The following is a 26,717-nucleotide window of genomic DNA, read 5'->3' as shown; positions in this document are numbered from 1 at the left end:
TCAATACTGCTTGGGTTTTGAGAAAACCCTAAACTTGGCTCAGCAATCTCAAATGACTAATTCGAAGTCTTTCGACTTCTCGTGCAGTCACTTGTGATGCTGATAATCTTTCTGACTATCAGTCTGAGTCACAAGCACCCACACGAATTGCTTGATTCGATTGTTAAAGAGCGTTGGCTGAAGTCTTTCGCTTCAACCGAGGCGCGCATTCTACGCTTTCCTCAGAGTGTGTCAAGCGCTTATTTTGAAGTTTTTCAGAATTTCTCTTTCAACTTCAACCGCTTAACTCGCTGCGATCTCTCGTCAGCGGGAGGCGAATTCTACAGCGTTTCAATTCGCTGTCAACCACCTTTTTCACCGCTGCCGATCTTTCGATCGAAGCACTTCCAGCACTACCTGAAACATCTAACTCATTGAATATCAAGGAGTTTTCTGTTCCGACTATGCCGGAAGTGGGGCGAATTATAGACACATCCGCAGGGGCGTCAAGGACTTATTACAACTTTGATTAAGGAGGGGCATTTTGGCTATAAGAAGCAAGCTGCACGCTAAAAGGAGAAACGCGCACACCGCGCTTCTCTCCTTACCGCGTCAGACCACCCCAGCAGTACGCAAGCGCTCAATATCCGACGATGTCATCCCCAGAACATCGCCCAATATCTGCTCGGTATGCTCGCCTAAAAGTGGCGGGGCATTGCGGTACTCCACTGGCGTCTCAGAAAGCCGAATAGGGCTCGCAACCTGCGGCACATGCCCAGCCAATGGGTGAGGCATCTCAATAGCCAGCTCTCGCGCCTTGACCTGCGGATCGGCAAACATCTGCGCCAGATCATTAATCGGCCCACAAGGCACACCAGCCTTCTCAAGCAACGACACCCACTCGGCAGTGGTCTTGAATACTGTTGCCTGACGAATCAACGGGATCAGCACCGTCCGATTCGCCACTCGCTGCTTATTAGTAGCAAAGCGCGGGTCGTCCGCCCATTGCGGTTGACCAGCCACCTCAGCGAACTTGCGAAACTGCCCGTCGTTGCCCACGGTAAGAATGAAGTCGCCATCAGACGTGGGGAAGGCCTGGTAAGGGACGATATTAGGGTGTGCATTGCCCAGTCGATTAGGCGGCGTGCCCGTAGTCAGGTAATTCATGGCCTGGTTGGCCAAGCAGGCAACCTGGACATCGAGCAATGCCATATCGATATGCTGGCCTCCACCATCATGATCGCGATGGGCGAGGGCGGCCAGAACTGCCACAGTAGAATACAGCCCGGTAAGAATGTCGGTCAGCGCTACTCCTACCTTTACCGGACCCGCACCCTCCTCACCCTCCGCAAGGCCGGTAAGGCTCATCAAGCCGCCAAGCCCCTGGATCATGAAGTCGTACCCGGCACGCTTGGCATACGGGCCAGTCTGGCCAAAGCCGGTAATCGAGCAATAAATCAGCTGTGGGTTGATGACCCTCAGGCTTTCATAATCCAGCCCATAAGCGGCCAAACCACCCACTTTGAAGTTCTCGATGACCACATCCGATTTTGCCGCAAGCTCACGCACTAAGCGCTGACCTTCCGGCTGGGTGAAGTCGATAGTCACCGAGCGCTTGTTACGGTTGGCCGACAAGTAGTAGGCCGCCTCGGTAGTGTTCTTACCGTAGGCATCTTTAAGGAAGGGTGGCCCCCAGGCACGCGTGTCATCGCCGGTTCCCGGGCGCTCGACCTTGATCACTTCGGCCCCAAGGTCGGCGAGAATCTGCCCGGACCAAGGCCCGGCCAGCACTCGCGACAAATCCAGTACCCGCAGATGAGATAGCGCGCCCATGGGCTGGCTCCTTAATTAATAGAAGGACTGGATGCCGGTTTGTGCGCGACCCAGGATCAACGCGTGAACGTCGTGGGTACCCTCATAGGTGTTGACCACTTCGAGGTTAACCAGATGGCGGGCCACACCGAACTCGTCGGAGATGCCGTTACCACCGAGCATGTCACGTGCCATGCGAGCAATTTCCAGGGACTTGCCGCAGGAGTTGCGCTTCATGATGGAAGTGATTTCGACAGCCGCAGTGCCTTCATCCTTCATACGCCCGAGACGCAAGCAGCCTTGCAGTGCCAAGGTGATCTCTGTCTGCATGTCCGCCAGCTTCTTCTGGATCAACTGGTTGGCCGCCAGGGGACGGCCAAACTGTTTACGATCCAAGGTGTATTGGCGAGCGGTGTGCCAGCAGGCTTCTGCCGCACCCAACGCACCCCAGGAAATGCCATAGCGAGCAGAGTTGAGGCAGGTGAAAGGACCTTTCAGGCCGCGCACATCCGGGAAGATGTTCTCTTCAGGTACGAACACATTATCCATGACGATTTCGCCGGTGATCGAGGCGCGCAGGCCAACCTTACCGTGAATCGCTGGAGCGCTGAGGCCTTGCCAGCCTTTTTCCAGAACAAAGCCGCGGATGTCGCCGGCGTCGTCCTTGGCCCACACCACGAACACATCAGCGATAGGGCTGTTGGTAATCCACATTTTGCTGCCAGACAGGCGATAGCCACCGTCGACCTTTTTAGCCCGGGTAATCATTGAGCCCGGATCGGAACCATGATCAGGCTCGGTCAGACCGAAACAACCGATCCACTCACCACTGGCCAGCTTCGGCAGGTACTTCTGCTTCGTCGCTTCAGTACCGAACTCATTGATAGGCACCATCACCAGAGAGGACTGCACACTCATCATCGAACGATAGCCGGAGTCGATACGCTCGACCTCACGGGCGATCAGGCCGTAGCAGACATAGTTCAGGCCACTGCCACCGTATTGCTCAGGAATGGTAGCGCCAAGGAGACCGACCTCACCCATCTCGCGGAAAATCGCGGGGTCAGTCTGCTCATGCCGAAAAGCTTCCAGCACGCGCGGGGCCAGCTTGTCCTGGGCGAACTGATAAGCGCTGTCACGCACCATGCGCTCTTCTTCAGTGAGCTGTTGGTCTAGCAACAGCGGGTCGATCCAGTTGAAGCTTGCTTTACCGGCCATGAGCGTATCCTCGAAATAGGGGAGCAAAGTTGTTGTGGATTGATCCTAGGCCTGTTCGAGGCATGAGACAAACGAGGAATACGCATGGTCTTGTGATAATTTCTCACTCCGTGATGGTAGAGAACCCCACACTTACGCGCTATTAGTGAGGTTGACGTACATGCGACGAAAGATTCCCAGTACAGCGGCCCTGGTTTGCTTCGAGGCAGCCGCCCGCCACGAGAGCTTTACCAAGGCTTCCCAAGAGCTGTCCCTTACCCAGGGCGCCGTCTGTCGGCAAATTGCCGGACTCGAAGAATTTCTCAACGTTGAACTGTTCCGTCGATCGCGGCGCGGGGTAAAGCTCACAGAGGCTGGCCTCTCTTACAGCCGCAGGGTGGCCACGCAGCTCGACGCCGTGGAGCGCGACACCTTGTCAGTGATGGGCCAACAGGGCGCCAACGTTATCGAGCTTGCCGTGGTTCCGACCTTTGGCACCCAATGGTTGCTGCCAAGGCTCAAAGACTTCCAGCAGCGCCATCCGGAGGTCACCGTCAATCTGACAAACCGCACGCGGCCGTTCCTGTTCGCCGATACCCCCTTTGACGCAGCCATCTATTTCGGTGATGCCGATTGGTCGGGCACTCACTCTCATCGACTGATGAGCGAAAGCCCGGTACCGGTTTGCAGCCCTGACTTGTTGGCAGGTGCCACACAGCTGGATGCGGAACAAATCGCTCGGTTGCCGCTACTTCAACAAACCACGCGCCCATACGCCTGGCGCCAATGGTTCAACAGCTTGGACATGAACGTTAACCGTGACATGACAGGGCCACGCTATGAGCTATTCTCGATGCTGGCTCAGGCGGCCATGCATGAGATGGGAATAGCCCTGATTCCTCCTTTTCTGATTCAGCGAGAATTGGCAGAAGGGCACCTGGTAATAGCCAACCGACACGGCTTGTCCAGCATCAAGGCGTATTACCTGATGATCCCTGAACGGAAGGTCGAATCTGCTTCGTTGCGCGCTTTCCGCGATTGGCTGGTTGCCGAATCTCAGCGCTACGCCGCGGAGCACAAGGCTGAAAGCGATAACCTGACCCCGTAGTCAGCAAAGTCAGAACCCTACAGATATAAGTAAATGTCGCAATTATCAAAACTGTATTAATTGGCACGACATCGCTCTTAACCCTAGTATCTATGCGGCATTCGCAGCATAAATCACGTTTTGACCGAAGCAATCGGCACATTCAGCGGAATTTTTTTAAAAATTACCGTAATCTCCCTGAAGCCCGTATTTAACGGGCTCCAGGCCTGTTCTTGCGACATTCAGTCACAGGGTGACTTGTAGTTTGATTACCGTCACCCTCCAAAACTGGTTGAAGCAACTCGGGAATCACCTGCAAAATGCCGCGCCCCGCCTGGATTCGGCGGGGTCGTGCTGATCGGCCGCCCCAGACGCACCATCCGCAGTGCGCTGGTTTTCCAACAAAAGATCACGCAGGAGATTTGACGTGCACATTGGTGTTCCTCTCGAAACGCAGACGGGCGAAACACGGGTTGCTGCAACCCCGGAAACCATCAAGAAACTGATTGGTCAGGGGCATCAGGTTACTGTCCAAAGTGGCGCCGGCATCAATGCCAGCGTTCCGGACAGTGCCTATGAAGCAGTAGGCGCTGCTATTGGCAGCGCAGCCGATGCGTTTGGCGCACAGCTTGTTTTGAAAGTTGTGGCTCCCAACGATAGCGAACTGGCCCAAATCAAGAGCGGCACCATCCTGGTGGGCATGCTCAATCCGTTCAACAACGACATGATCGCCAAGATGGCCGAGCGCGGTATTACCGCATTCGCGCTGGAGGCGGCTCCTCGCACATCACGGGCACAAAGCCTCGACGTGCTGTCTTCGCAAGCCAACATTGCCGGTTACAAGGCCGTGTTGCTGGCTGCCCATCACTATCCGCGCTTCATGCCGATGCTGATGACCGCTGCCGGTACCGTGAAGGCCGCTCGCGTGCTGATTCTCGGTGCAGGTGTTGCCGGGCTGCAGGCCATTGCCACGGCCAAACGCCTGGGTGCGGTGATTGAAGCCTCGGACGTGCGTCCTGCGGTGAAGGAGCAGATCGAGTCGCTGGGTGCCAAGTTCATCGACGTGCCTTATGAGACCGACGAGGAACGTGAATGTGCTGTCGGCGTGGGTGGCTACGCCCGCCCAATGCCAGCAAGCTGGATGCAACGTCAGGCCCAGGCTGTGCATGAGCGCGCCAAACAGGCCGATATTGTTATCACCACAGCCCTTATTCCTGGGCGCAAGGCGCCGACGTTGCTCAGCGCCGAGACGGTTGCACAGATGAAGCCAGGCTCGGTGGTCATCGACCTGGCGGCAGCACAAGGCGGCAACTGCCCATTGACTGTCGCTGACCAGGTGGTGATAGAGCAGGGCGTAACCATTGTCGGCCCGACCAATCTGCCCGCGCAGGTGAGTGCCGATGCTTCGGCCCTCTATGCTCGCAACGTGCTGGACTTCATGAAGCTGCTGTTCGACAAGGACAGTCAGCTGGTGATCAACCTCGAAGACGATATCGTCGCCGCGTGCCTGATGTGCCGCGACGGCCAGATCATCCGCAAGAACGGATAAGGAGCCAGACAATGGAAGACATGCTGATCTCTCACGGCGTCTATAACCTGATCATCTTCGTTCTGGCGATCTATATCGGTTATCACGTGGTGTGGAACGTTACGCCCGCGCTGCACACCCCCTTGATGGCAGTTACCAACGCCATCTCCGCCATTGTCATTGTCGGGGCCATGCTGGCCGCCGCCCTGACTGTTACGCCGCTGGGCAAAATCATGGGCACCCTTGCGGTGACCCTGGCAGCGGTAAACGTATTCGGTGGTTTCCTGGTCACCCGGCGCATGCTGGAGATGTTCAAGAAGAAAGCCGCAAAGGCTGAGGGGAAGCAGTAAACATGAGCATGAACCTGGTTACACTTCTCTACCTTGTCGCTTCGGTGTGCTTCATTCAGGCGCTCAAGGGCCTTTCGCACCCGACCACATCTCGGCGCGGCAACGTTTTTGGCATGCTAGGCATGGCCTTGGCCGTGGTCACCACTGTCGGGCTGATCTACAAGCTGGGCGCTGAACTGGCCACTGCCGGCATCGGCTACGTAATTGTCGGCCTGCTGATTGGCGGTACGGCGGGCTCGATCATGGCCAAGCGCGTAGAAATGACCAAGATGCCTGAGCTGGTTGCCTTCATGCACAGCATGATTGGTCTGGCTGCCGTGTTCATTGCGATCGCCGCAGTGCTCGAGCCGCAGTCGCTGGGTATTGTCTCCAGCATCAGCGACCCGATTCCTACCGGCAACCGTCTGGAGCTGTTCCTGGGCGCAGCGATCGGTGCAATCACCTTTTCCGGTTCGGTCATTGCCTTCGGCAAGCTCTCCGGCAAGTACAAGTTCCGATTGTTCCAGGGCGCCCCGGTACAGTTCAGCGGCCAGCATAAGCTGAACCTGATCCTGGGTCTGGCTACAATAGGCTTCGGCTTGGTCTTCACGTTTACCGGCAGCTACAGCGCTTTCGCCCTTATGTTGATCCTGGCATTCGTCATGGGTGTACTGATCATCATCCCGATTGGTGGCGCCGACATGCCGGTGGTGGTCTCGATGCTCAACAGCTACTCGGGCTGGGCGGCGGCTGGTATCGGCTTCTCGCTGAACAACTCGATGCTGATCATCGCAGGCTCGCTGGTAGGCTCGTCGGGTGCCATCCTCTCGTACATCATGTGCAAGGCGATGAACCGTTCGTTCTTCAACGTGATCCTCGGTGGCTTCGGCGGCGCCACAGATAGCGCCGGCCCGGCTGGCGCGCAAGAGGCTCGTCCGGTCAAGTCCGGCTCAGCCGATGACGCGACCTTCCTGCTGAGCAACGCCGACACCGTGATCATCGTTCCGGGCTACGGCCTGGCGGTAGCCCGCGCCCAGCACGCACTCAAGGAGCTCACCGAGAAGCTTACGCACAACGGCGTAACCGTTAAGTATGCAATTCACCCGGTAGCTGGCCGTATGCCTGGCCATATGAACGTGCTGCTGGCAGAAGCCGAAGTGCCCTACGACCAGGTGTTCGAGATGGAGGACATCAACTCCGAGTTCGGTCAGGCTGACGTGGTGCTGGTACTGGGCGCCAACGACGTGGTCAACCCAGCAGCCAAGAACGATCCAAAGTCGCCGATCGCGGGTATGCCGATCCTCGAAGCCTTCAAGGCCAAGACCATCATCGTCAACAAGCGCTCCATGGCCAGTGGCTATGCCGGCCTTGATAACGAACTGTTCTACCTGGACAAAACCATGATGGTTTTCGGTGACGCGAAGAAGGTCATCGAAGATATGGTCAAAGCCGTCGATTAAGCCTTTTCCAGGCTGTGACAATTAGCCCCAGCGCGGTATCGGCTGGGGCTTTCTAATGCCCGGCCCACCGACAGATGGCTTCAAATCAAAGCCTAGCATTCGACCATGGTCGCGGGACGCCGGGACACTAAATCTCTAGACTGCGCATCTAGCTTTAGTAGCCTGAGATAACAATCCATGTACCGTGATCGTATCCGCTTGTCCTCCCTGCACAGCAAGGTTATGAGTGCGGCTGATGCCGCTGGCCTGATCGAGGACGGCATGACCGTCGGCATGAGCGGTTTTACCCGCGCCGGCGAAGCTAAGGCCGTGCCGCACGCACTGGCCGAGCGCGCCAAGCAATCTCCGCTGCAAATCAGCCTGATGACAGGTGCCAGCCTGGGCAACGACCTGGACAAAGAACTGACCGAAGCCGGCGTTCTTGCCCGTCGCATGCCTTTTCAGGTCGACAGCACACTGCGCAAGGCCATCAATGAAGGCAAGGTCATGTTCATCGACCAGCACTTGTCTGAGACCGTGGAACAGCTGCGCAACCAGCAGCTGAAGCTGCCAGACATCGCGGTCATCGAAGCCGTTGCAATCACTGAGCAAGGCCACATTGTTCCGACCACGTCGGTGGGCAACTCAGCCAGCTTCGCCATTTTTGCCAAACAGGTGATCGTCGAGATCAACATGGCTCATAACGCCAACCTGGAAGGCCTGCACGACATCTACATCCCGACTTACCGCCCGACCCGCACTCCGATTCCGCTGGTCAAAGTCGATGATCGTATTGGTAGCACCGCCATCGCGATCGACCCTGCAAAGATCGTCGGCATCGTCATTACCGAACAGCCGGACTCGCCGTCGACTGTACTGCCGGCCGATGCAGAAACCCAGGGCATCGCCGACCACCTGATCAACTTCCTCAAGCAGGAAGTTGAAGCTGGGCGCATGACCAACAAGCTGGGTCCATTGCAAGCGGGCATCGGCACCATCGCCAATGCCGTGATGTGCGGCTTGATCGACTCGCCTTTCGAAGACCTGACCATGTACTCCGAAGTACTCCAGGATTCGACTTTCGACCTGATCGATGCAGGCAAGCTCAGCTTTGCCTCGGGCAGCTCCATTACCCTGTCGAGCCGTCGCAATGCCGACGTATTCGGTAATCTGGAGCGCTACAAGGACAAGCTGGTGCTACGTCCCCAGGAAATTTCCAACCACCCGGAAGTGGTCCGTAGACTCGGCATCATTGGCATCAACACTGCCCTGGAGTTCGACCTGTACGGGAACGTCAACTCCACTCACGTCTGCGGCACGCGGATGATGAACGGCATCGGTGGCTCGGGGGATTTCGCACGAAATGCACACTTGGCAATCTTCGTTACCAAGTCCATTGCCAAAGGCGGCGCGATTTCCAGCGTTGTACCCATGGTCAGCCACGTGGACCACACCGAGCATGACGTCGACATCCTCGTCACAGAACAAGGTCTGGCCGACTTGCGCGGTTTGGCGCCCCGCGAGCGCGCCCGAGTGATCATCGACAACTGTGTGCACCCGGACTATCGCGAAGCCTTGAATGACTACTTCGCTCGGGCCTGCGAGCGCGGCGGTCATACGCCGCACATCCTGCGCGAAGCACTGTCCTGGCACGAAAACCTGGAAGAAACCGGGCGCATGCTCGCCAGCTAAAGCTGATTGGATCGCGGCCGGTGATGCGCAATGCTCACCGGCTGTACAGTTACTACCGATTAGATGCAAAAAACTGTACTACTGTATCGGTGTTTTTACCCCGCAAGCCCGTCCTACCCTCCCAAGCCTCGCGCAAATCGCACCATTTCAGTGCATACCAGTACAGTTCCGTCTATTTAGAGTGCAACAGTGCTATAAAACAGTTAACTGGACCATCACAATGCAACCGAACTGTATCTACTGTTATGGACGACAGAGGAGGATCATGGGCACCAGTTAAATCACTATCTAATGCCGCCACAAGCGGAAGGATGACATCATGGAACGTACCCTCAGTTCCGATCTGGTTTTCGAACGTAACAACGAACAATCCAAAGCTGCGCTGCCACTGCGCCTGTTGGCCAACCTGATGCTATGGCAACGCCGCATCGCCAGCCGCCACCAGTTGGCTCGCCTGGACTCGCGCCTGCTGGCCGACGCTGGTATCAGCGAAGCACAACGCTACGAAGAGCTGAGCAAGCCGTTCTGGCGTTGATGCAGGGCTCGCCGGCCCTAGGCCGGCGCCCTCGAATTCTAAAACCCGTCGCAGGTAACTGCTGACGGGTTTTTTATTTTCAAAGCCCTGAATAGAGCCTTCGCCATCGATACCAGTACAGTTTATTTGATCTAATAAATTGCCGGTACAGCTGAGAAGCTTCCTGTTTACCCTGTCCAACTCGCAGTTGCTCATCGCGTGATACGCTTACAGCACCCAGTCGGGGAAATAAGTAGCCCTTCCGGCTGAGCGTGCGTCTGACACAAAGAACCCGTCTTAAACCAGGAGATTGACCATGTTCCGTACAAGCTTGTTTGGCGCCGCGCTGGTACTTGCTCTGGCTTCCACAGCCAACGCCACCAGCTTCGTGGTAACCACTGATGCCGTTGTTGGTGCTGTTGCAGCCTCCACGGACGCCACTTCCGACGTATCGTCTTCGTTTCGTGACGACAAAATTGTTCGCGCTGCCCGCGACGATGCCGCCAGCTTTGTAGCCAGCCATGGCGAAATCCGCGGCGTAAAACTGGAAAGCGCATTTGCCCACATCCGCAAGCAGGCCCCAACCCTGCAAGCAAGCGATGCACAATTGGCCCAGGCAATCCTGGCGCTGTGAAATCGTCTGCCCCCGGCTCAGTCATGTAACAACATGCAACGAAGCCGGCCCCCCTGCGCTGGCCCTGGCCAGCGCATTGGGATAGCCTTTGCCGCCTGATCCGCCAAGCCCAACGAAACTCATGCGTTATCTGTCATTTCTATTGTTTGTGCTCTGCTGGACGAATACAGCCCAAGCGCTGGACCTCACCACCAACAATCTTGTCGTAAGCGGTTATGTCACCAGCAAGGTGACCTCGGCGCCCTTCGATCGCAAATTGCTTCTTGACGCTCAAGATGATGCCGCCGCGTTTGTTGCCAGCGACGGTCAGATACACGGCGCGCGACTCCAGGCGGCCTTTGAGCGACTACGCCTGGCAGACCTCGAACTTCATGCCGACGACCTTGAACTGGCGCAGGCAATTCTCGTCCAATAAGTAACCATATTTTTTCGGAGATGCTCCATGCGTAACCCGCTGATTGCCGCCACCCTTGGCCTTATGTTGCTGGCCGATGTGGCCCAGGCACAAACCCTGGTGGCCACCAGCAATATTATCGTTCGTGCATTCGGCCGCTCGATCGACTTCACCTCTGATACAACCACTTCAATCCGTGACTCCAAAGTCGTGCGTGAAGCCCGTGACGACGCCGCCAGTTATGTCGCCAGCAACGGCGAAATCCGCGGCGCACAACTGGAAGCTGCCTTTGACACACTGCGCCAGCGCGTACCTGATGCACGCCAGGCGAGCGATCAGGATCTGGCTGAAGCCATTCTCGCCCTGTGAACACCCTGCGCGCCTGGTTGCTCGGTAGCCTGCTAGCGCTACTGGCTAGCCCTGTTCTGGCCGATCTAGAGCTGCAGCTGCAGACCGAGGGCCTGGAGCCTGCCCAGCAGCGAGCCAGCCAGGCGTTACTGGATGAAGCATTGCAAGCCTTGCCGCCCAGTTTCAAGGCGCGCCTGGATCGCCGTATCCAGGTCAACTGGAGTGCGAAAATGCCTAAGGATGCCTATGGCCAGGCATCACTGGTTTCCACGCTTGAGCTCAATAGCCAACTTCTGCCGAGCCTCACCGACGGCAGCGCAGCTACTAGCAAAACCGGACGCGCGCATGGCACTGTGCGCCAGGAACTGCTCGCCACAGTGCTCCACGAGCTGACGCACATCTATGACCGTGCGCGGCTGTGGCAGGGCCGCGAACGGCAACTGATCATTCAATGCACGCGGCACGTGAGCAGCCAGGGCAAAGTCGGCCTGCCCGAGGAATGTCGCGGCCAAGCTGAGCGACGCTTTACGCTCAGCGACGACCCACGCCTGCTCGACCTGGCCGGCTGGCCGCAGTATGTAGGCCGACGAGGGGAGAGGGAGCAACACAACCGCCAGGTCGCACGCAGCCCTGACGACTATGAATTGAGCAGCCCGAAGGAATTCATCGCGGTCAACATGGAGTACTTCCTCCTTGACCCGAGTTTCGCCTGCCGACGCCCAGCGCTGCACACCTATCTCAAAGCACACTTTGACTGGGCCCCAGATCATCCGGCGTGCGCGCAGGCGCTGCCATTTCTCAATGCCGGAAATGATTTTGCCAAAGCGCCTCTGGGCGAGATTGATCCAGAGCGCGTATACGCCGTGGATTACCTGCTGGCTGAAGCCAACCAGAACTGGGTCAGTCGCTGGGGACACAGCATGCTGCGCCTGGTCATCTGTGCCCCGGGGCGCCCGCGTGGGCCTGACTGCCGGCTGGACCTTGATCAGCACTTGGTGCTGTCGTACCGCGCCTTCGTCAATGATGTGCAATTGTCGAGCTGGGACGGCCTGACAGGTGCATACCCCTCGCGCCTGTTCGTATTGCCCCTGGCTCAGGTTATCGATGAGTACACCAAAACCGAACTGCGCAGCCTGGCCTCGATACCTTTGAAGTTTGACCGTAATGAGCTGGAAAGCCTGGTCCGCCAGGCAGCGGAGATGCACTGGAGCTACGACGGCAACTATTACTTCTTGTCCAACAACTGCGCAGTGGAAACCCTGAAGTTGCTGCGTAGCGGCACTGCCAACCCGCGTCTTTCAGACTTGGACAGCATCGTGCCCAATGGTTTGCTGGAAGTTTTGCAAGGGCGCGGACTGGCCGATGTCAGTGTCCTCGATGATCCCCGCGAGGCCTTGCGCCTGGGATACCGCTTCGACTCCTACCGCGACCGTTACCAGGCCATGTTCCTGGTGTTAAAGCAGCACTTGCCCATCCCCCAGGACAGCGTCGAAGGCTGGCTGGAGCAATCCGCCGAGCAACGCCGGCAGTGGTTCGCCAAGGCTGACTTGCGCACCAGCGCAGCACTACTCCTGCTAGAACAGGCAAGCCTGCGCAAGCAGTTGCTGCTGGCTCAGGATGAAGTCAAACAGCGTTACTTGACCGGGCGCGCCGAAAATGATGCCAGCGTCAGCAAGGCCAATGGCACGCTGCAGCAGATTCTCGCCAACAGTGGGTTTCTCAGCCGGCCCGCGGAGCTCTTGGGAAGTAGTGGCTACGGACTACCGCAAGCAAGTGAACGCAAGCAACTGATCAGCGAGTCCAGCCAACGGCAAAAGCAGTTGCAATCACTCAGTGCCGAACTGGACAAAGAAGTGCGTGCACTTCTTGGCCCTGCCCGGACCGCAGAAATTGCTGCGGTCGAAGCGAACATCAAGCAGGTTGGCGAGCACCTGCGCGCTTTGCACAAAGCCGCCGGAGGGTTGCAGCTACCGTGAGGGCTCCAAACTAAAGAGTTTCCTCTGGCTCGCCGGGCAAATGCTCATCCAACTGCAGCCAGGGTAGGCGACTGCTGGTCCAGATATGCCGACTGGGCCGGGCCACTTCAGGCTGGTCCAGCGTGGCTATTGTGATGTCGATAGTTTCCGGGCTCAGATCCGTGCTCAGCGCCACATGAGCACCGCACCGACTGCAGAAATACCGCACGCAGCTAGGTGATGAGTCATAGCACTGCGGGGTCCCGCTCAACCACTGGAAATCAGCGCAGGGCAAGGTTGCCCAGGTTACCAGCAGCCCACCGCTCACCCGTCGACACACCGAACAATGGCAGTGTGCAACGTCGATTAATGGCCCCCGAACCTGGTAGCGCAGGGCCCCGCAATGACAGCCACCTTCATGCATGTCGCGCATCGCAACTCCCTCTCCCTTCAGTCTATTGCCAACAATGCACCTCTCGTCGTCTTTGAGCCAGCGAAAGCTGGCTGAAAGCTTGCCGACTTAGGATTGCCTCCACCACCGGCACAGACCGGTCAGCCAGGGTATCTGACGTCCAGTACAGCGCCCGGCCCAATTAACAACAACAATGGTGATTCTGATGTCTGCTTACAACCGCCACCCCGCCGTATTTCCCCCGCTACTCCACGCACTGCGCCTCGCGCGCTGATCCGCCCGACCCGTTCCCTATTCGACGCGATACGCCTGGAGTACTCCCATGCTGACCTTCCTCGGCTTTGCCATGGTCATCACCTTCATGTACCTGATCATGACCAAGCGCCTTTCAGCCTTGATCGCCCTGATTCTGGTACCGATCCTGTTCGCCTTGTTCGGCGGTTTTTCGGGCGATATCGGCCCGATGATGCTGCAAGGTATTACCAAGCTTGCCCCTACCGGGGTGATGCTGATGTTCGCCATTCTGTATTTCGGACTGATGATTGATTCCGGGTTGTTTGACCCAGCCGTGCGCAAGATCCTCAAAATGGTCAAGGGTGACCCGCTGAAGGTATCGGTAGGCACCGCGGTGCTGGCACTGGTTGTGTCACTGGACGGCGATGGCGCCACCACCTACATGATCTGCGTGGCCGCCATGCTGCCGCTGTACAGCCGCCTGGGCATGAGCCCTCGGATTATGGCTGGCTTGATCATTCTCGCAGGTGGGGTGATGAACATGACCCCCTGGGGAGGACCGACCGCCCGCGCCGCCAGCGCCCTGCATGTCGACCCCTCGGATATTTTCGTGCCGATGATTCCGGCCATGCTCTTCGGCGTGGTCGCCATCTTGGCTATTGCCTACATGTACGGTAAACGTGAGCGTGCACGCCTTGGTGAGCTGCACCTTCCCGGCGATGAAATCGATCACAGTGAAATCAGTGTTTCGCAGTTCCCGGATGCCCGTCGGCCAAAAATGATTTGGTTCAACGGCGCACTGACGGCCGTACTGATGGTAACGCTGGTAGCCGGGCTGCTGCCGCTGCCCGTGTTGTTCATGGTTGCCTTCAGTATCGCCATGATCGCCAATTACCCTTGCCTGCAGATGCAGAAGGATCGGGTTGCGGCACACTCCGGCAGCGTGCTGGCTGTGGTCGGGCTGATCTTCGCCGCAGGTATCTTCACCGGCATTCTCTCCGGTACCGGCATGGTCGAAGCCATGTCCAAGAGCTTGCTGGCAGTTATTCCAGACGCCCTGGGCCCCTATCTGGCGGTGATTACAGCAATTGTCAGCATGCCATTCACCTTCTTCATGTCCAACGACGCCTTCTATTACGGGGTGCTGCCAGTGCTGGCAGAAGCAGCCAGCCACTATGGTATTTCGCCTGTGGAAATGGCTCGCGCGTCGATCGTCGGCCAACCGGTACACCTGCTCAGTCCGCTGGTACCCTCTACTTATCTGTTGGTGGCTCTGGCCGGGATCGAGTTTGGCGATCATCAGCGCTTCACCCTGAAGTGGGCAGTGCTGGTTTGCCTGTGCATAATGCTCGCCGCGCTGCTTCTGGGAACATTCCCACTGTTCAGCAGCCTATAAACCGTAGACTTATCCAACCGTAGTGGCGCCTTTGCCCAGGCGCCCTGCATCAAACGCTCGAAGGAATACACATGGAATGGCTGACCAGCCCAGAAATCTGGGTTGCCTTTTTTACCTTGACGGCTCTTGAGATCGTTCTCGGCATCGACAACATCATCATGATCTCGATCCTGGTCAGCCGTATGCCCAAGCATATGCAGCAGCGCACCCGGATTTTCGGTCTGGCCCTGGCAATGGTCACGCGTATCCTTCTGCTGCTGTCGATTACCTGGGTAATGCGCCTCACCGCCGACCTGTTCGTGGTGATGGGCCACGGTATTTCCGGTCGCGACCTGATTCTGTTCTTTGGTGGCCTGTTCCTGCTGTGGAAAAGCTCTCAGGAGATCTACCACGGCCTCGAAGGCGAAGATGAGACCCACGACGAACCTACCGGCAAAGGCGGCAAGTTCCTCTACACAATTATCCAGATCGCGATCATCGACATCGTCTTCTCCCTGGACTCGGTGATCACTGCTGTGGGCATGGTCTCGCACGTTCCGGTGATGATCGCCGCAATTGTCGTAGCGGTATTGGTGATGATGCTGTGCGCCGGCGCTATCAGTAACTTCATCGACAAGCACCCTTCATTGAAAATGCTCGCCCTGTCGTTCCTGATTGTGGTCGGTACTGTGCTGATCGCCGAAGCCTTCGAAGTGCATGTACCTAAAGGCTACGTATACTTTGCCATGGCTTTCTCTCTGGCAGTCGAAGCCGTCAACATCAAGATGCGCTCGGCCATGGCCCGGAAGAAAAACCAGGAGCAAGGCGACCCGGTGAAACTTCGCAAGGATATTCCGGGTCAGTAACCCTGGAGTGTTTTGATCAAAGGGCCTGCGGGCCCTTTTTTCATTTGTTTTCATGACGCTTTTGTTTCAAAGCCTGTGCAGGCTATGCGATGCTGGCGTCAGTCCTTCGGACCGACTAAAGCTTAAGTGAGCACTGGTAAAAACCGCCTACGATCAGGCCGGGCTCACGGCACTATCCATTCTGTCCCACTGGGGCACGCTCAACAGGGGGCCTGTTAAATGCTGACCCTGCTCAATCTGCTTTCCGCTGTAGCGCTGTTGATCTGGGGTACGCACATCGTGCGGACCGGAATCCTGCGGGTGTACGGTTCCAACCTGCGACGCGTATTGAGCCAGAACATGTCCAAGCGGCCGCTGGCGTTCATCGCTGGCATTGTGGTTACCGCCATGGTCCAGAGCAGCAATGCCACGGCAATGCTGGTGACCTCATTTGTGGGGCAAGGATTGATGACCTTGACCCCGGCGCTGGCGATCATGCTCGGCGCCGATGTCGGTACAGCGCTGATGGCGCGCGTACTGACTTTTGACTTGTCATGGCTGTCACCGCTGCTGATTTTTCTCGGGGTGATCTTTTTTCTGTCCCGTAAACAAACCCGTGCCGGACAACTAGGCCGCGTCGGTATTGGCCTGGGCCTGATCATCCTCGCTTTGCAACTGATCGTGGAGGCTGCCGCGCCCATTACCCAGGCTCAGGGCGTAAAGGTGCTGTTCGCCTCCCTGACCGGTGACATACTTCTCGACGCCTTGGTCGGCGCCCTGTTCGCACTTATTTCCTACTCAAGCCTGGCCGCTGTACTCCTTACCGCGACCCTGGCTGGTGCTGAACTGATTAGCCTGCCCGTTGCCATCGGCCTGGTGATTGGCGCCAACATCGGCAGTGGTTTGTTGGCGTTCCTCAGTACCAGCATGCAAAACGCAGCCGGGCGGCAAGTTGCCTTGGGCAGTTTGTTGTACAAGCTGATCGGTCTGGTCCTGATCATCCCGGTACTTGATCCACTGGTGCACTGGATGGACACACTGAGTTTCAGTGCCCAGGAACTGGTGATCGGCTTTCACCTCATCTACAACAGTCTGCGTTGCCTGATCATGCTGCCAACGGTCACCCCCATGGGGCGGCTCTGCAGTTGGTTGTTGCCGGAGCGGGCAGAGACCAATGGTCGGGCCAAGCCGCGCCATCTCGATCCCGCTGCATTGGGAACCCCCAGCCTGGCCTTGGCCAACGCTGTGCGTGAAACCCTGCGTGTAGGTGATTTGATCGATAACATGCTTGATGCCATGCAGGGCGTACTGCTGGGTACTCACACAGCAATGACCCAACAGGTGCGCGGCCTGGCTGAAGACGTCGAAGCGCTCAACAATGCGATCAAGCTGTACCTGGCGCAGATGCCCCGAGAGGACCTCAGCGATCAGGACAGCAAGCGTTGGGCAGAAATCATTGAGCTGGCAATCAATCTCAAGCTGGCCAGCGACTTGATCGAACGTATGCTGCGCAAGGTACAGCAGCAGAAAACCTCCCAGCGTCGGGAATTCTCTGACGTGGGCCTCGAAGAGTTGACCGGGCTGCATAGCCAGCTACTGGCCAACCTGCGCCTGGGGCTTTCGGTGTTTCTCAGCGCCGACCCGGAGAGCGCTCGCCAACTGTTACGGGAAAAACGCCGTTTCAGAGCGCAAGAGCGGCGCCTGGCCCACGCCCATGTAAGCCGACTGCAACGTAAAGTGTTGCAAAGTATCGAAACCAGCGCGTTGCACCTGGAACTGATTGCCGATATGAAACGATTGAACTCCTTGTTCTGCAGCAGTGCCTATGTGGTATTGGGTGGATCCGATACCGGCGGTCTACTGTTGGATAGCGTGCCAGATGATGCCCACTCACCTTGACCACTACCTAGAACGCCCGCAAGGAAGCTCCCCATGCGTTGCCTGATGTTCTTGTGCCTGTTATTAGGTGCCTTGCCCAGCTTTGCACTCGACCGCTCTCAGGTCGAAGGCTACTTGCTGCCCAATGGCCTGCAGGTGCTGCTCAAATCTGGATATGAACGCAACCATGTGTCGATCCGCCTGGTTGTGGGTGTCGGCTTTGACGACTTTCCCTGCGAGCAGCAAGAACTACCGCATCTGCTCGAGCACCTGCTGTTCAGTGGCCTGGATAACACCGGTGAAGGCGGTTTAGAGGCCCGCATGCAGGCTTTAGGCGGGGAGTGGAACGCCTATACCAGCAGTGCTGATACCACCTTCGTTATCGAAGCCCCTGCGCGCAACCAACGTAAAGTGCTCGACCTGCTGCTGGCTATGATCAAGGACACCGAGATCAATGAGAAATCGCTGGCACTGTCGAAAAAGATCGTCGAGCGCGAAGACGGTGGGCACTATTCGCACCTGCAGCGCTGGCTGGATCGTCAGGATTTGGGTCACCGTGCAAGCGATCAGCTCGCAGTGGAGCTGGGGCTCAAATGCGCAGAGCGCTCAGCCGTTGCGGACATGACGCTGGAACAGGTCAAGGACGTCCGCCAGCACTGGTATGCCGCTAACAATATGAGCCTGATCATAGTCGGCGGCCTGGATCGTCTGCTGCCGGCCTATCTGGAACGAACCTACGGCGAACTCGACCCGGCTGAGCCTGGCGAGCGTCGGGCCCTTGACGGTGTTGTTCACAAGGCTGAAGCACGCCGCGAGCTGACCCGTGGCTGGCTCGGCGACAGCGCCCGCCTGCACTGGATGTTTCTGGAGCCGGTGCTGGACAACGATCACGGCCAGACTTACGACTTGTTGCAGCGCTACCTGGAGTGGAGGCTCTACGAAGAGTTACGCCTCAACCACGGGCTGTCCTACGGGCCGTTCAGCCAACGGGAGAGTTTTGGCGACACGGGGATAATGAGCCTTAATGCCGATCTGGATCGCGCCGACGTCAAGGACGCCGAGCAAGCGTTGGGCGACATGCTTGAACGCTTGCGCAAGGACGGTCTGGATCCGGCAACCTTTGAGCGCATCAAGCAAGCCGCAATCGACCGCGAAGCCTGGACTACACAAGGTAACGCGGCGCTGGCCGATTACTATTGGGGTGCGCTCAACGATTACCTTGACGGGCACTTTGCCGATCCCGTGCGCTCAATGCGCCGGGTAAGCCTGAAAGACGCCAACCAGGCCCTGCGCCAGCTACTGGCCGAACCTGGCTATGTGCGTGTTGAGCAACCCATGATCAGTTATGACGAGTTGTACGGACTGATTGCTCTAGGGCTGGGTGTAATACTCGCTGGCGGCCTGATCCTAGGGCGACGACGGCGCCCCTGATTCTATCGCTTGCGTGGCCGGAAAACGCTGACCACGCAAGCAATAGAGACCGCCTGAAACACAAACAAGAGTATTCTGTTCAGGTTTAAACCCGACCCCTGCGAACACCGCCATGCCTCTCTATCTTCAGCGCGTGATCGAACTGATCAAGCGCTATCCCGGCGTCATCGCCCTCGGCGGCTTTATCTCCGGTATTGCCAGTTTCATTCTGGTCGACCGTCAGGAAAGCCTGGCCAGCTGGATCGCCATCGTGATGCTGATCAGTTGGATCTGGCTGATGATGGAAAACACCTTTACCAAAGTGTTCGCCAAGGTGTTCAAGCGCGAAATACCGCAACCGTTGCTGCGCTACGCCACACAGATGATCCACCAGGAAAGCCTGTTCTTCGTCCTGCCGTTCTTTTTCGTCACCACCACCTGGAACAGTGGCCAGCTCGTGTTTACCGGGCTGCTCGGCGCCGCAGGACTGATATCGATCGTTGACCCGCTCTATTACAAATGGCTGGCGCCGCGACGCTGGCTGTTCCTCGCACTGCACACCCTTACCTTGTTTGCGGCGCTACTCACTGCGCTACCGATCATTCTGCATCTGACCACTTCGCAAAGCTTCAAGCTGGCACTGGTGATTGCCATGCTGCTTTCCTTCCCAAGTCTGGCCAGCAGCTTCCCCATCAACCACTGGCGACGCGGCGTTATGCTGGTAGTCATAACACTTGCAGTAGGCGCCAGCGGCTGGATGATGCGTTCCTGGGTACCGCCGGCAACCTTGTGGATGACCGAAGTAGCTGTCAGTACCCAGCTGGAAAACCGCACGCCCGGAAACAGCTTGAGTGAGGTAACAGCCAGCCAGATCCGCACAGGGCTATACGCATTCACGTCCATCAATGCACCGCGCGGGCTGAATGAGCGGATTTATCACGTCTGGCAATTCAACGGCAAAGAGGTCGATCGAATTGCCCTGGATATTCATGGTGGCCGCAAAGAAGGCTACCGCGCCTGGACGCACAAGCAGAACTTCCCCGCCAATCCGATCGGACGCTGGCAGGTGAGGGTACTGACCGAGGATGGTCAGGTCATCGGTGTCCTGCGCTTCAATGTGGTTGACGATGGTCAAGCACCCAAAGGCGAGTAACGCTATGCTCTGAGGTTGCGAAACGTCAGTCGGAATGCATGGAGCCTATGACTACACAAGCCAGCGCAACCCTGGACACCTCGAGCAATCCGTCGTGCCTGCGGATTATCGGTGACTGGACACTGGCCAATTACGCCAGTCTCAAGCGCACCATCGATGGCCTGATCGGCCAATACGACCAAAGCACCGAGGTCGACTTCCAACAGCTTGGACATCTGGATACCGCGGGTGCTTCTCTGTTGGTGGAGTTGCTCGGAGCCGATCGGCTATCCCGTCTGACCGCAACGACACAACTGCCCGAGGCCAGCCGCGCGCTGCTGCAGACGGTGTACTGCTCGGTGCAAGACTTCTGCATCCCGCAGAAGCAGCCTGAGCAGTCGATAATGATCCAGTTGCTCAGCCGTATTGGCTGCGCGGTCGACACCCTTTGGAATGACACCTTGCAGGTATTGGGCTTTGTCGGCCTGATTCTGCAATCCCTGGTATCGCGCCTGTTTCAGCCTCGGCGCTGGCGGATCACCGCCGTGGTCGCGCATATCGAACAAACCGGACTGGACGCAGCGCCCATCGTTGCCTTGCTGACTTTTCTGGTGGGCGCCGTGGTGGCCTTCCTCGGTGCCACAGTACTGGCCGGATTTGGCGCCAGCATCTTCACCGTGGACCTGGTTGCATTCTCCTTCCTGCGTGAATTCGGTGTCCTGCTAACAGCGATTCTTATGGCTGGCCGCACCGCCAGTGCGTTTACTGCACAGATCGGCTCGATGAAAGCCAACGAGGAAATTGATGCCATTCGCACCCTGGGCCTGGACCCGGTCGAGTTGCTCGTAGTGCCTCGGGTGCTGGCCCTACTAATTGTTTTACCACTGCTTACGTTCCTCGCCATGCTCTGCGGCATGGTTGGCGGCGCGGTGGTGTGCGCGCTGTCGCTGGACATTTCCCCGGCCATGTTCCTTTCGTTGCTGCAAAGCGACATTGGCGTCCAGCATTTCCTTGTCGGCCTGGCCAAGGCGCCATTCTTCGCCTTCCTGATCGCTGCAATTGGCTGCCTGGAAGGCTTCAAGGTCAGCGGTAGCGCCGAGTCGGTAGGTGCTCACACCACTTCCAGTGTGGTGCAGTCGATTTTCGTGGTGATCGTTCTTGATGCGGTGGCTGCGCTGTTTTTCATGGAGATGGGCTGGTGAGTCAGACAACCCCCAATAATCGCGAGGTGGTGATCGAGGCGCGCGGCATTTGTAACCGCTTCGGCACCCAGAGCGTGCACGAACAACTCGACCTGGACTTGTTTCGCGGCGAGATCCTGGCTGTGGTGGGTGGTTCCGGCAGTGGCAAGTCAGTGCTGTTGCGGAGCATCATCGGCTTGCGCCGCCCCAACGAGGGCACGATAAAAGTGTTCGACCAAGAACTCAGCGGCCTGAACGATGATCAGCGCTCAAAGGTTGAACGTCGCTTTGGGGTGTTGTTTCAGAAGGGTGCCTTGTTCTCTTCCCTGACCGTCACCGAGAACGTCGCCTTGCCACTGATCGAGCATGCCGGCCTGTCACGTGCCGACGCCGAGCACCTGGCTGGGGTCAAGCTGGCGCTGGCCGGTTTGCCGATATCCGCCGCCGACAAATACCCCTCATCCTTGTCCGGCGGCATGATCAAACGCGCGGCACTGGCCAGGGCCTTGGCCCTGGATCCAGACATCCTGTTTCTCGATGAGCCCACTGCGGGCCTTGATCCAATCGGTGCAGCGGCCTTCGATCAATTGATTCTTACCCTGCGCGACGCCTTGGGCTTGAGTGTGTTCCTGATCACCCATGATCTGGACACCCTCTACACCATTACCGACCGGGTGGCGGTGCTGTCGCAGAAGAAAGTACTGGTCGCAGGTCCGATTGCCCAGGTCGAAGACACCGACGACGCCTGGATTCATGACTACTTTCATGGCCCTCGTGGCCGTGCGGCGTATGTGGCCGCCTCAGCAGCAAAGGAGCGCTGAAATGGAAACCCGTGCACATCACGTGCTGATCGGTCTGGTCACAGTCATTGTGGTCGCTGGCGCCATGCTGTTTGGCCTATGGCTGACCAAATCCAGCGTCGACAGCACTTTCAAGGACTACGAAGTGGTCTTCAACGAAGCGGTCTCGGGTTTGTCCCGGGGCAGCTCGGTGCAGTACAGCGGTATCAAGGTGGGGGATGTCACCAGTTTGCGCCTTGATCCCAAGGATCCTCGCCGAGTGTTGGCCCAGGTGCGCTTGAGTGCCGATACACCGGTAAAGGAAGACACCAAGGCGAAGCTGACCTTGACCGGCATTACCGGCACTTCGTTTATCCAGCTCAGCGGCGGTACGCCGCATAGTCCCGAGCTCAAGGGTAAGGACGGCAAGCTGCCGGTGATCGTTGCATCGCCATCACCTATTGCTCGCCTGCTTGATGACGGCAGTGACCTGCTGACCAATATCAACATGCTGGTGCACAACGCCAACAAGCTGTTCTCCGAAGACAACGCCGCCAGCCTGACCAACACCTTGAATCATTTGGAGCAGACAACAGCTGCATTCAGCGAACAGCGTGGCGACATTCGTACCGCGATTCAGCAATTGGCCCAGATCGGCAGTCAAGCCAGTTCCATGCTTGAGCAGACCAGCGAGCTGATGCGCAATGCCAATGGCCTGCTGAGTAACCAGGGCAAGCAGGCCTTCGGCAGCGCGGAACTGGCCATGCAGTCGCTGGCGCAAAGCACTGCGACCATCAACAGCCTGCTCAACGACAACCGTGAAGCTCTTGATGGCGGTGCACAGGGGCTCAACCAACTGGCGCCTGCCATTCGCGAACTGCGCGAGACCCTCAATTCGTTGAAAGCTATCTCCCAGCGCCTGGAAGCCAACCCCAGCGGTTACCTGCTTGGCCGTGACACTAACAAGGAGTTCACCCCATGAGTCGCACCTGCCGCTACTTGGCCCTGGCTGTGGCGCTGAGCCTGGGCAGTGCCTGCTCAATCCTGCCCAAGCCAGAGCCTGCCGATGTCTACCGCCTGCCGTCGTTGCAAGCCGCTCACCCCGCGCTGGCGAGCAGCGCAGCCACCTGGTCGCTGCGTCTGAACAAGCCGTTGGCCAGTGATGCCCTGAACAACCCAAAGATTGCCGTGGTGCCACAGGGTGATTTGATCAGTCACTATAAGGGGGCACGCTGGAGTGACCCGGCACCCCTGTTGCTACGCAACCGCATGCTCGATGCCTTCCAAAGTGATGGCCGCGTACCCCGGCTCAGTGCCGACGACAGCAACCTGCAGGCCGATTATGAATTGGCGGGTGAACTCCAGGCATTCCAGAGCGAATACAGTGCCGAGGGGGTGATGGTGGTGATCCGCTACGACGCACGCCTGGTGCAAGGGCGCGACCAGCGCATCCTTGCCAGCCGGCGCTTTGAAGTGCGCCAGCCGCTCAGCGACAAGCAAATACCAGCAGTGGTCAGTGGCTTTGCCGCTGCCAGTGACAGGCTAATGGCGCAACTGGTGGACTGGACCGTGGCCCAGGCCAACCGAGCGCAGGTTCAGGCAAAGAACCAGTAGCAGACACAGATAGCCGCGATAACCCCGGACAACTCGGCAAGCAAGGCGCAGCCCACCGCATGGCGGGCACGCTGAATGCCGACAGCACCAAAGTAGACTGCCAGTACATAGAAGGTGGTCTCTGTACTGCCCTGGATAGTCGCGGCCACCAGTGCCGGGAAGCTGTCGACGCCATGGGTTTGCATGGTTTCGATCAACATCGCCCGAGCGGCACTGCCAGAGAAGGGCTTGACCAGTGCAGTAGGCAAGCCTTCGACAAAGCGCGTATCCATGCCCAGCCATTCAACCACGTGTCGGATGCCATCCAGGCTCAGCTCCAGAGCCCCTGAGGCGCGCAGCACGCCGACTGCGCAGAGCATGGCAACCAGATAGGGCAGCAGGCTTTTGGCGACGTCAAAGCCCTCCTTGGCGCCTTCCACGAAGGTTTCGTACACCTTCACCCGCTTGAACGCACCAATCACCAGAAACAGGATGATCAAGCCGAACAAGGTGAGGTTGCCCAGGATCGACGACAACCCGGCCAAGGCGGTGGCCGAAAGGGTGCCGAGAAAAGCCATGAAACCACCCAGCATGAGGGCGCCAGGAATCAGATACGCCAGGACTACCGGGTCCCAAAGACGCAGGCGTTGCATCACCGCGACCGAAAGTAGACCCACCAGGGTCGAAGCACTGGTCGCCAGCAGGATTGGCAGAAATACCAGGGTCGGATCGGTGGCGCCTTGCTGGGCGCGATACATGAAGATAGTCACCGGCAGCAGCGTCAAAGAAGACGCATTGAGCACCAGGAAAAGAATTTGCGCATTGCTGGCCGTGGTCGAGCTGGGGTTGAGCTCCTGCAGAGCGCGCATAGCCTTGAGGCCAATGGGTGTGGCGGCGTTGTCCAAGCCCAGGCCATTGGCGGCGAAGTTCAAGGTGATCAGACCCAGTGCCGGGTGACCGGGTGGAACTTCGGGCATCAGACGGGCGAAGAGCGGACCGAGAACCTTGGCCAGCCAATCGACAATGCCCGCCTTTTCGGCAATCTTCAGAAAGCCTAGCCAGAGGGTCAAGGTGCCAAACAGCAAGACCATGACTTCAACCGACAGTTTGGCCATGGCAAAAATACTTTCAACCATTGCGGCAAAGATCCCGGCATTACCGCCTATCAGCCATTGCGCCAGCGCTGAGACGGCTGCGACCAAGAAAAAACCAAGCCAAAGGCCGTTAAGCATCCGTTGTTCCCCCACAAAGTTGCGACGAATGATAACGGCAGAGGTCGCGCAATGCACCGCTGCAAGAAGGGCCGATCGTGGAGCAGGGCACCGCCAACAACGAAAAAGCCCCGACCAGGTCGGGGCTCATTCAGTCAGCCAGGCGATATCTTAATCGTTGGCCGTCTTGCCAGCAGGAACAGCTTCTTTGCTGCGCCAGTGCGGCAGCGAGTTCCAGTAGCGCTGACCTTTGGCGTCGTCGTACATGCCTTCCCAGCGTGCAATAACCAGTACGGCCAGAGCGTTACCGATCACGTTCAGTGCGGTACGGGCCATGTCCATGACACGGTCGACACCGGCGATGAATGCCAGGCCTTCCAGCGGAATACCGACGCTGCCCAGGGTGGCCAACAGAACCACGAAGGAAACACCCGGTACACCGGCGATGCCCTTGGAGGTAACCATCAGGGTCAGAACCAGAAGCAATTGCTGGCTGATCGACAGGTCGATGCCATACAGCTGGGCAATGAAGATGGCCGCGATGCTCTGGTACAAGGTAGAGCCGTCAAGGTTGAACGAGTAGCCGGTCGGGACCACGAAGCTGCAGATGGCTTTCGGCGCACCGTAGGCTTCCATCTTCTCGATCACACGCGGCAACACGGTCTCGGAGCTGGCAGTGGAGTAGGCCAGGACCAACTCATCCTTGAAGATGCGCATCAGCTTGATCACCGAGAAGCCAAACAGGCGGGCGATCAGGCCAAGGACCATGAAGGCGAAGAAGGCGATGGCGAAGTACACCAGCAACACCAGCTTGGCCAACGGCAGCAGCGAGGCAAAGCCAAAGTTGGCTACGGTCACGGCGATCAACGCGAACACACCGATTGGCGCGTAGTTCATGATCATGTGAGTGACCTTGAACATGGCTTCGGAGACGCCCTGGAAGGTTTTCACCAATGGGTCGCGGATGTCTGCCTGCAGGCTCGACAAGCCAAGACCAAACAATACCGAGAAGAAGATGATCGGCAGCATTTCGCCACGCATCAGCGCTGCGAAGATGTTCGACGGAATCAGGTTGAGGATAGTCTCGATGAACGCGTGTTCATGCTGAACCTCGGCCGCAGTAGCCTGGTATTTGGAGATATCGACGGTACCCAGGGTACTCATGTCGATACCTGCACCCGGGTGGAACAGGTTGGCCAGAACCAAACCCACTACGATTGCGATGGTAGTAACCACCTCAAAGTAAATGATGGTCTTCAGACCGATACTACCCAACTTTTTCGCGTCGCCTACCCCGGCGATACCCACAATCAGTGACGAAATCACGATTGGGATGACGATCATCTTGATCAGGCGAATGAAGATGTCCCCAGCAGGTTGCAGGACGTTACTGATCCACCATGCCTTTTCTGCACTGAAATGATTCAGTAAAGCGCCGATTGCAATCCCCAGAACCAGACCGATGAGGATCTGCCAGGCGAGGCTTAGCTTTGCCTTCTTCATGTCGTTACCTTTTCTTCAAGTGGACACGGGCGTCTGACTAACAACCGCGACCTAGACCTGTTGAAGCGTCATTTTGATCGTGAATGGTTATCGACAGATGACTCCGTAGAAGGTCACCGCAGGCGAGCGTAGGAACGTTCGACCCAGCGAAAAAAGGCGCAACTATTCCCACGTGAGGGGGGGGCGTCTAATGCCGTAAACGACTACCCCATGCCGAATCGGCATGACCTTTTTACACCAAAACGAGCGTCCCAGA

Annotated in this window: 24 protein-coding genes; 19 read left to right on the top strand and 5 right to left on the bottom strand. The window is 57.7% G+C overall.

Features of this window, described 5'->3' with window-relative positions; translation table 11 throughout:
* Positions 1 to 591: 591 nt before the first annotated feature.
* Together H8F21_RS02295 and H8F21_RS02290 are read right to left on the bottom strand one after the other, a co-directional pair.
* Positions 592 to 1,812: a CaiB/BaiF CoA transferase family protein gene (locus H8F21_RS02295; RefSeq protein ID WP_203476950.1), complete on the bottom strand. Its 1,221-nt coding sequence runs from the start codon at positions 1,810 to 1,812 to the stop codon at positions 592 to 594.
* 15 nt (positions 1,813 to 1,827) lie between these two features.
* Positions 1,828 to 3,009 (bottom strand): acyl-CoA dehydrogenase, encoded by a 1,182-nt coding sequence (locus H8F21_RS02290; RefSeq protein WP_136473928.1) that lies wholly within the window; start codon positions 3,007 to 3,009, stop codon positions 1,828 to 1,830.
* A gap of 160 nt (positions 3,010 to 3,169) precedes the next feature.
* Between H8F21_RS02290 and H8F21_RS02285 the strand changes: the two genes are divergently transcribed.
* The 10 genes from H8F21_RS02285 (at position 3,170) to H8F21_RS02240 (ending at position 12,929) form a co-directional block, all read left to right on the top strand.
* Entirely contained in the window at positions 3,170 to 4,096 is a 927-nt protein-coding gene (locus tag H8F21_RS02285; protein WP_203476952.1) for a LysR family transcriptional regulator, read from the top strand.
* A 406-nt stretch (positions 4,097 to 4,502) separates the two neighbouring features.
* Positions 4,503 to 5,624: a Re/Si-specific NAD(P)(+) transhydrogenase subunit alpha gene (locus H8F21_RS02280; RefSeq protein WP_203476953.1), complete on the top strand. Its 1,122-nt coding sequence runs from the start codon at positions 4,503 to 4,505 to the stop codon at positions 5,622 to 5,624.
* Between the two features lie 11 nt (positions 5,625 to 5,635).
* On the top strand, positions 5,636 to 5,953 hold the full coding sequence (locus H8F21_RS02275) for an NAD(P) transhydrogenase subunit alpha part 2 (RefSeq protein ID WP_203476954.1): 318 nt from the start codon (positions 5,636 to 5,638) through the stop codon (positions 5,951 to 5,953).
* 2 nt (positions 5,954 to 5,955) lie between these two features.
* Positions 5,956 to 7,392, top strand: coding sequence for an NAD(P)(+) transhydrogenase (Re/Si-specific) subunit beta (locus tag H8F21_RS02270; RefSeq protein WP_203476956.1), 1,437 nt, complete (start codon positions 5,956 to 5,958; stop codon positions 7,390 to 7,392).
* 177 nt (positions 7,393 to 7,569) lie between these two features.
* Entirely contained in the window at positions 7,570 to 9,063 is a 1,494-nt protein-coding gene (locus H8F21_RS02265) for an acetyl-CoA hydrolase/transferase family protein (protein ID WP_203476958.1), read from the top strand.
* A gap of 319 nt (positions 9,064 to 9,382) precedes the next feature.
* Entirely contained in the window at positions 9,383 to 9,598 is a 216-nt protein-coding gene (locus H8F21_RS02260; RefSeq protein ID WP_136473923.1) for a DUF1127 domain-containing protein, read from the top strand.
* A 295-nt stretch (positions 9,599 to 9,893) separates the two neighbouring features.
* Positions 9,894 to 10,211 carry a DUF2388 domain-containing protein gene (locus H8F21_RS02255; protein ID WP_203476960.1) on the top strand — a complete coding sequence of 106 codons (318 nt, stop codon included), beginning with the start codon at positions 9,894 to 9,896 and terminating at the stop codon, positions 10,209 to 10,211.
* A 121-nt stretch (positions 10,212 to 10,332) separates the two neighbouring features.
* A complete protein-coding gene (locus H8F21_RS02250) occupies positions 10,333 to 10,626 on the top strand; it encodes a DUF2388 domain-containing protein (protein ID WP_203476962.1) in 294 nt (97 codons plus the stop codon).
* A 27-nt stretch (positions 10,627 to 10,653) separates the two neighbouring features.
* Positions 10,654 to 10,974 carry a DUF2388 domain-containing protein gene (locus H8F21_RS02245; RefSeq protein WP_136473920.1) on the top strand — a complete coding sequence of 107 codons (321 nt, stop codon included), beginning with the start codon at positions 10,654 to 10,656 and terminating at the stop codon, positions 10,972 to 10,974.
* Positions 10,971 to 12,929, top strand: a complete 1,959-nt coding sequence (locus tag H8F21_RS02240) for a DUF7844 domain-containing protein (protein WP_203476964.1) — start codon at positions 10,971 to 10,973, stop codon at positions 12,927 to 12,929. Before H8F21_RS02245 ends, H8F21_RS02240 begins: the two co-directional genes overlap by 4 nt.
* 10 nt (positions 12,930 to 12,939) lie before the next feature.
* Here H8F21_RS02240 and H8F21_RS02235 read toward each other — a convergent pair whose 3' ends face one another.
* Complete coding sequence (locus H8F21_RS02235; protein WP_136473918.1) at positions 12,940 to 13,341, bottom strand: GFA family protein; 402 nt, start codon at positions 13,339 to 13,341, stop codon at positions 12,940 to 12,942.
* 301 nt (positions 13,342 to 13,642) lie between these two features.
* Between H8F21_RS02235 and H8F21_RS02230 the strand changes: the two genes are divergently transcribed.
* The 9 genes from H8F21_RS02230 to H8F21_RS02190 all read left to right on the top strand — a co-directional run bounded on the left by H8F21_RS02230 (position 13,643) and on the right by H8F21_RS02190 (position 23,768).
* The gene (locus tag H8F21_RS02230; protein WP_203476966.1) at positions 13,643 to 14,950 is read left to right on the top strand and encodes a CitMHS family transporter; all 1,308 of its coding nucleotides are present in this window, start codon (positions 13,643 to 13,645) and stop codon (positions 14,948 to 14,950) included.
* A gap of 71 nt (positions 14,951 to 15,021) precedes the next feature.
* Entirely contained in the window at positions 15,022 to 15,795 is a 774-nt protein-coding gene (locus H8F21_RS02225) for a TerC family protein (RefSeq protein WP_136473916.1), read from the top strand.
* Between the two features lie 219 nt (positions 15,796 to 16,014).
* On the top strand, positions 16,015 to 17,673 hold the full coding sequence (locus tag H8F21_RS02220) for a Na/Pi cotransporter family protein (protein WP_203476968.1): 1,659 nt from the start codon (positions 16,015 to 16,017) through the stop codon (positions 17,671 to 17,673).
* 33 nt (positions 17,674 to 17,706) lie between these two features.
* A complete protein-coding gene (locus H8F21_RS02215; RefSeq protein WP_203476970.1) occupies positions 17,707 to 19,083 on the top strand; it encodes a M16 family metallopeptidase in 1,377 nt (458 codons plus the stop codon).
* A 112-nt stretch (positions 19,084 to 19,195) separates the two neighbouring features.
* Positions 19,196 to 20,215 (top strand): DUF5924 family protein, encoded by a 1,020-nt coding sequence (locus H8F21_RS02210; RefSeq protein ID WP_203476972.1) that lies wholly within the window; start codon positions 19,196 to 19,198, stop codon positions 20,213 to 20,215.
* A 38-nt stretch (positions 20,216 to 20,253) separates the two neighbouring features.
* Positions 20,254 to 21,396: an ABC transporter permease gene (locus tag H8F21_RS02205; protein WP_203476973.1), complete on the top strand. Its 1,143-nt coding sequence runs from the start codon at positions 20,254 to 20,256 to the stop codon at positions 21,394 to 21,396.
* 26 nt (positions 21,397 to 21,422) lie between these two features.
* Positions 21,423 to 22,196 (top strand): ABC transporter ATP-binding protein, encoded by a 774-nt coding sequence (locus tag H8F21_RS02200; protein WP_413242974.1) that lies wholly within the window; start codon positions 21,423 to 21,425, stop codon positions 22,194 to 22,196.
* Position 22,197: 1 nt separating this feature from the next.
* Positions 22,198 to 23,136, top strand: coding sequence for an MlaD family protein (locus H8F21_RS02195; RefSeq protein ID WP_203476977.1), 939 nt, complete (start codon positions 22,198 to 22,200; stop codon positions 23,134 to 23,136).
* Positions 23,133 to 23,768, top strand: a complete 636-nt coding sequence (locus H8F21_RS02190; protein ID WP_203476979.1) for an ABC-type transport auxiliary lipoprotein family protein — start codon at positions 23,133 to 23,135, stop codon at positions 23,766 to 23,768. Before H8F21_RS02195 ends, H8F21_RS02190 begins: the two co-directional genes overlap by 4 nt.
* Here the strand turns inward: H8F21_RS02190 and H8F21_RS02185 are convergent.
* Together H8F21_RS02185 and gltP are read right to left on the bottom strand one after the other, a co-directional pair.
* Entirely contained in the window at positions 23,750 to 24,979 is a 1,230-nt protein-coding gene (locus H8F21_RS02185) for a nucleoside recognition domain-containing protein (RefSeq protein WP_203541724.1), read from the bottom strand. The two genes, H8F21_RS02190 and H8F21_RS02185, sit on opposite strands and share 19 nt — an antisense overlap.
* A 150-nt stretch (positions 24,980 to 25,129) precedes the next feature.
* Positions 25,130 to 26,461: a glutamate/aspartate:proton symporter GltP gene (gene gltP, locus H8F21_RS02180; RefSeq protein ID WP_136473907.1), complete on the bottom strand. Its 1,332-nt coding sequence runs from the start codon at positions 26,459 to 26,461 to the stop codon at positions 25,130 to 25,132.
* Positions 26,462 to 26,717: the final 256 nt, after the last annotated feature.

The organism is Pseudomonas arcuscaelestis (genome assembly GCF_016881005.1).
Classification (GTDB): domain Bacteria; phylum Pseudomonadota; class Gammaproteobacteria; order Pseudomonadales; family Pseudomonadaceae; genus Aquipseudomonas; species Aquipseudomonas arcuscaelestis.
This window is presented reverse-complemented; position numbering and strand designations above follow the sequence as displayed.

Coding starts and splice junctions, on each gene's coding strand:
- H8F21_RS02295 (WP_203476950.1), bottom strand. CDS start 1,812: ATGGGCGCGCTATCTCATCTGCGGGTACTGGATTTGTCGCGAGTGCTG.
- H8F21_RS02290 (WP_136473928.1), bottom strand. CDS start 3,009: ATGGCCGGTAAAGCAAGCTTCAACTGGATCGACCCGCTGTTGCTAGAC.
- H8F21_RS02285 (WP_203476952.1), top strand. CDS start 3,170: ATGCGACGAAAGATTCCCAGTACAGCGGCCCTGGTTTGCTTCGAGGCA.
- H8F21_RS02275 (WP_203476954.1), top strand. CDS start 5,636: ATGGAAGACATGCTGATCTCTCACGGCGTCTATAACCTGATCATCTTC.
- H8F21_RS02270 (WP_203476956.1), top strand. CDS start 5,956: ATGAGCATGAACCTGGTTACACTTCTCTACCTTGTCGCTTCGGTGTGC.
- H8F21_RS02265 (WP_203476958.1), top strand. CDS start 7,570: ATGTACCGTGATCGTATCCGCTTGTCCTCCCTGCACAGCAAGGTTATG.
- H8F21_RS02260 (WP_136473923.1), top strand. CDS start 9,383: ATGGAACGTACCCTCAGTTCCGATCTGGTTTTCGAACGTAACAACGAA.
- H8F21_RS02255 (WP_203476960.1), top strand. CDS start 9,894: ATGTTCCGTACAAGCTTGTTTGGCGCCGCGCTGGTACTTGCTCTGGCT.
- H8F21_RS02250 (WP_203476962.1), top strand. CDS start 10,333: ATGCGTTATCTGTCATTTCTATTGTTTGTGCTCTGCTGGACGAATACA.
- H8F21_RS02245 (WP_136473920.1), top strand. CDS start 10,654: ATGCGTAACCCGCTGATTGCCGCCACCCTTGGCCTTATGTTGCTGGCC.
- H8F21_RS02235 (WP_136473918.1), bottom strand. CDS start 13,341: ATGCGCGACATGCATGAAGGTGGCTGTCATTGCGGGGCCCTGCGCTAC.
- H8F21_RS02230 (WP_203476966.1), top strand. CDS start 13,643: ATGCTGACCTTCCTCGGCTTTGCCATGGTCATCACCTTCATGTACCTG.
- H8F21_RS02225 (WP_136473916.1), top strand. CDS start 15,022: ATGGAATGGCTGACCAGCCCAGAAATCTGGGTTGCCTTTTTTACCTTG.
- H8F21_RS02220 (WP_203476968.1), top strand. CDS start 16,015: ATGCTGACCCTGCTCAATCTGCTTTCCGCTGTAGCGCTGTTGATCTGG.
- H8F21_RS02215 (WP_203476970.1), top strand. CDS start 17,707: ATGCGTTGCCTGATGTTCTTGTGCCTGTTATTAGGTGCCTTGCCCAGC.
- H8F21_RS02210 (WP_203476972.1), top strand. CDS start 19,196: ATGCCTCTCTATCTTCAGCGCGTGATCGAACTGATCAAGCGCTATCCC.
- H8F21_RS02205 (WP_203476973.1), top strand. CDS start 20,254: ATGGAGCCTATGACTACACAAGCCAGCGCAACCCTGGACACCTCGAGC.
- H8F21_RS02195 (WP_203476977.1), top strand. CDS start 22,198: ATGGAAACCCGTGCACATCACGTGCTGATCGGTCTGGTCACAGTCATT.
- H8F21_RS02190 (WP_203476979.1), top strand. CDS start 23,133: ATGAGTCGCACCTGCCGCTACTTGGCCCTGGCTGTGGCGCTGAGCCTG.
- H8F21_RS02185 (WP_203541724.1), bottom strand. CDS start 24,979: ATGCTTAACGGCCTTTGGCTTGGTTTTTTCTTGGTCGCAGCCGTCTCA.
- gltP (WP_136473907.1), bottom strand. CDS start 26,461: ATGAAGAAGGCAAAGCTAAGCCTCGCCTGGCAGATCCTCATCGGTCTG.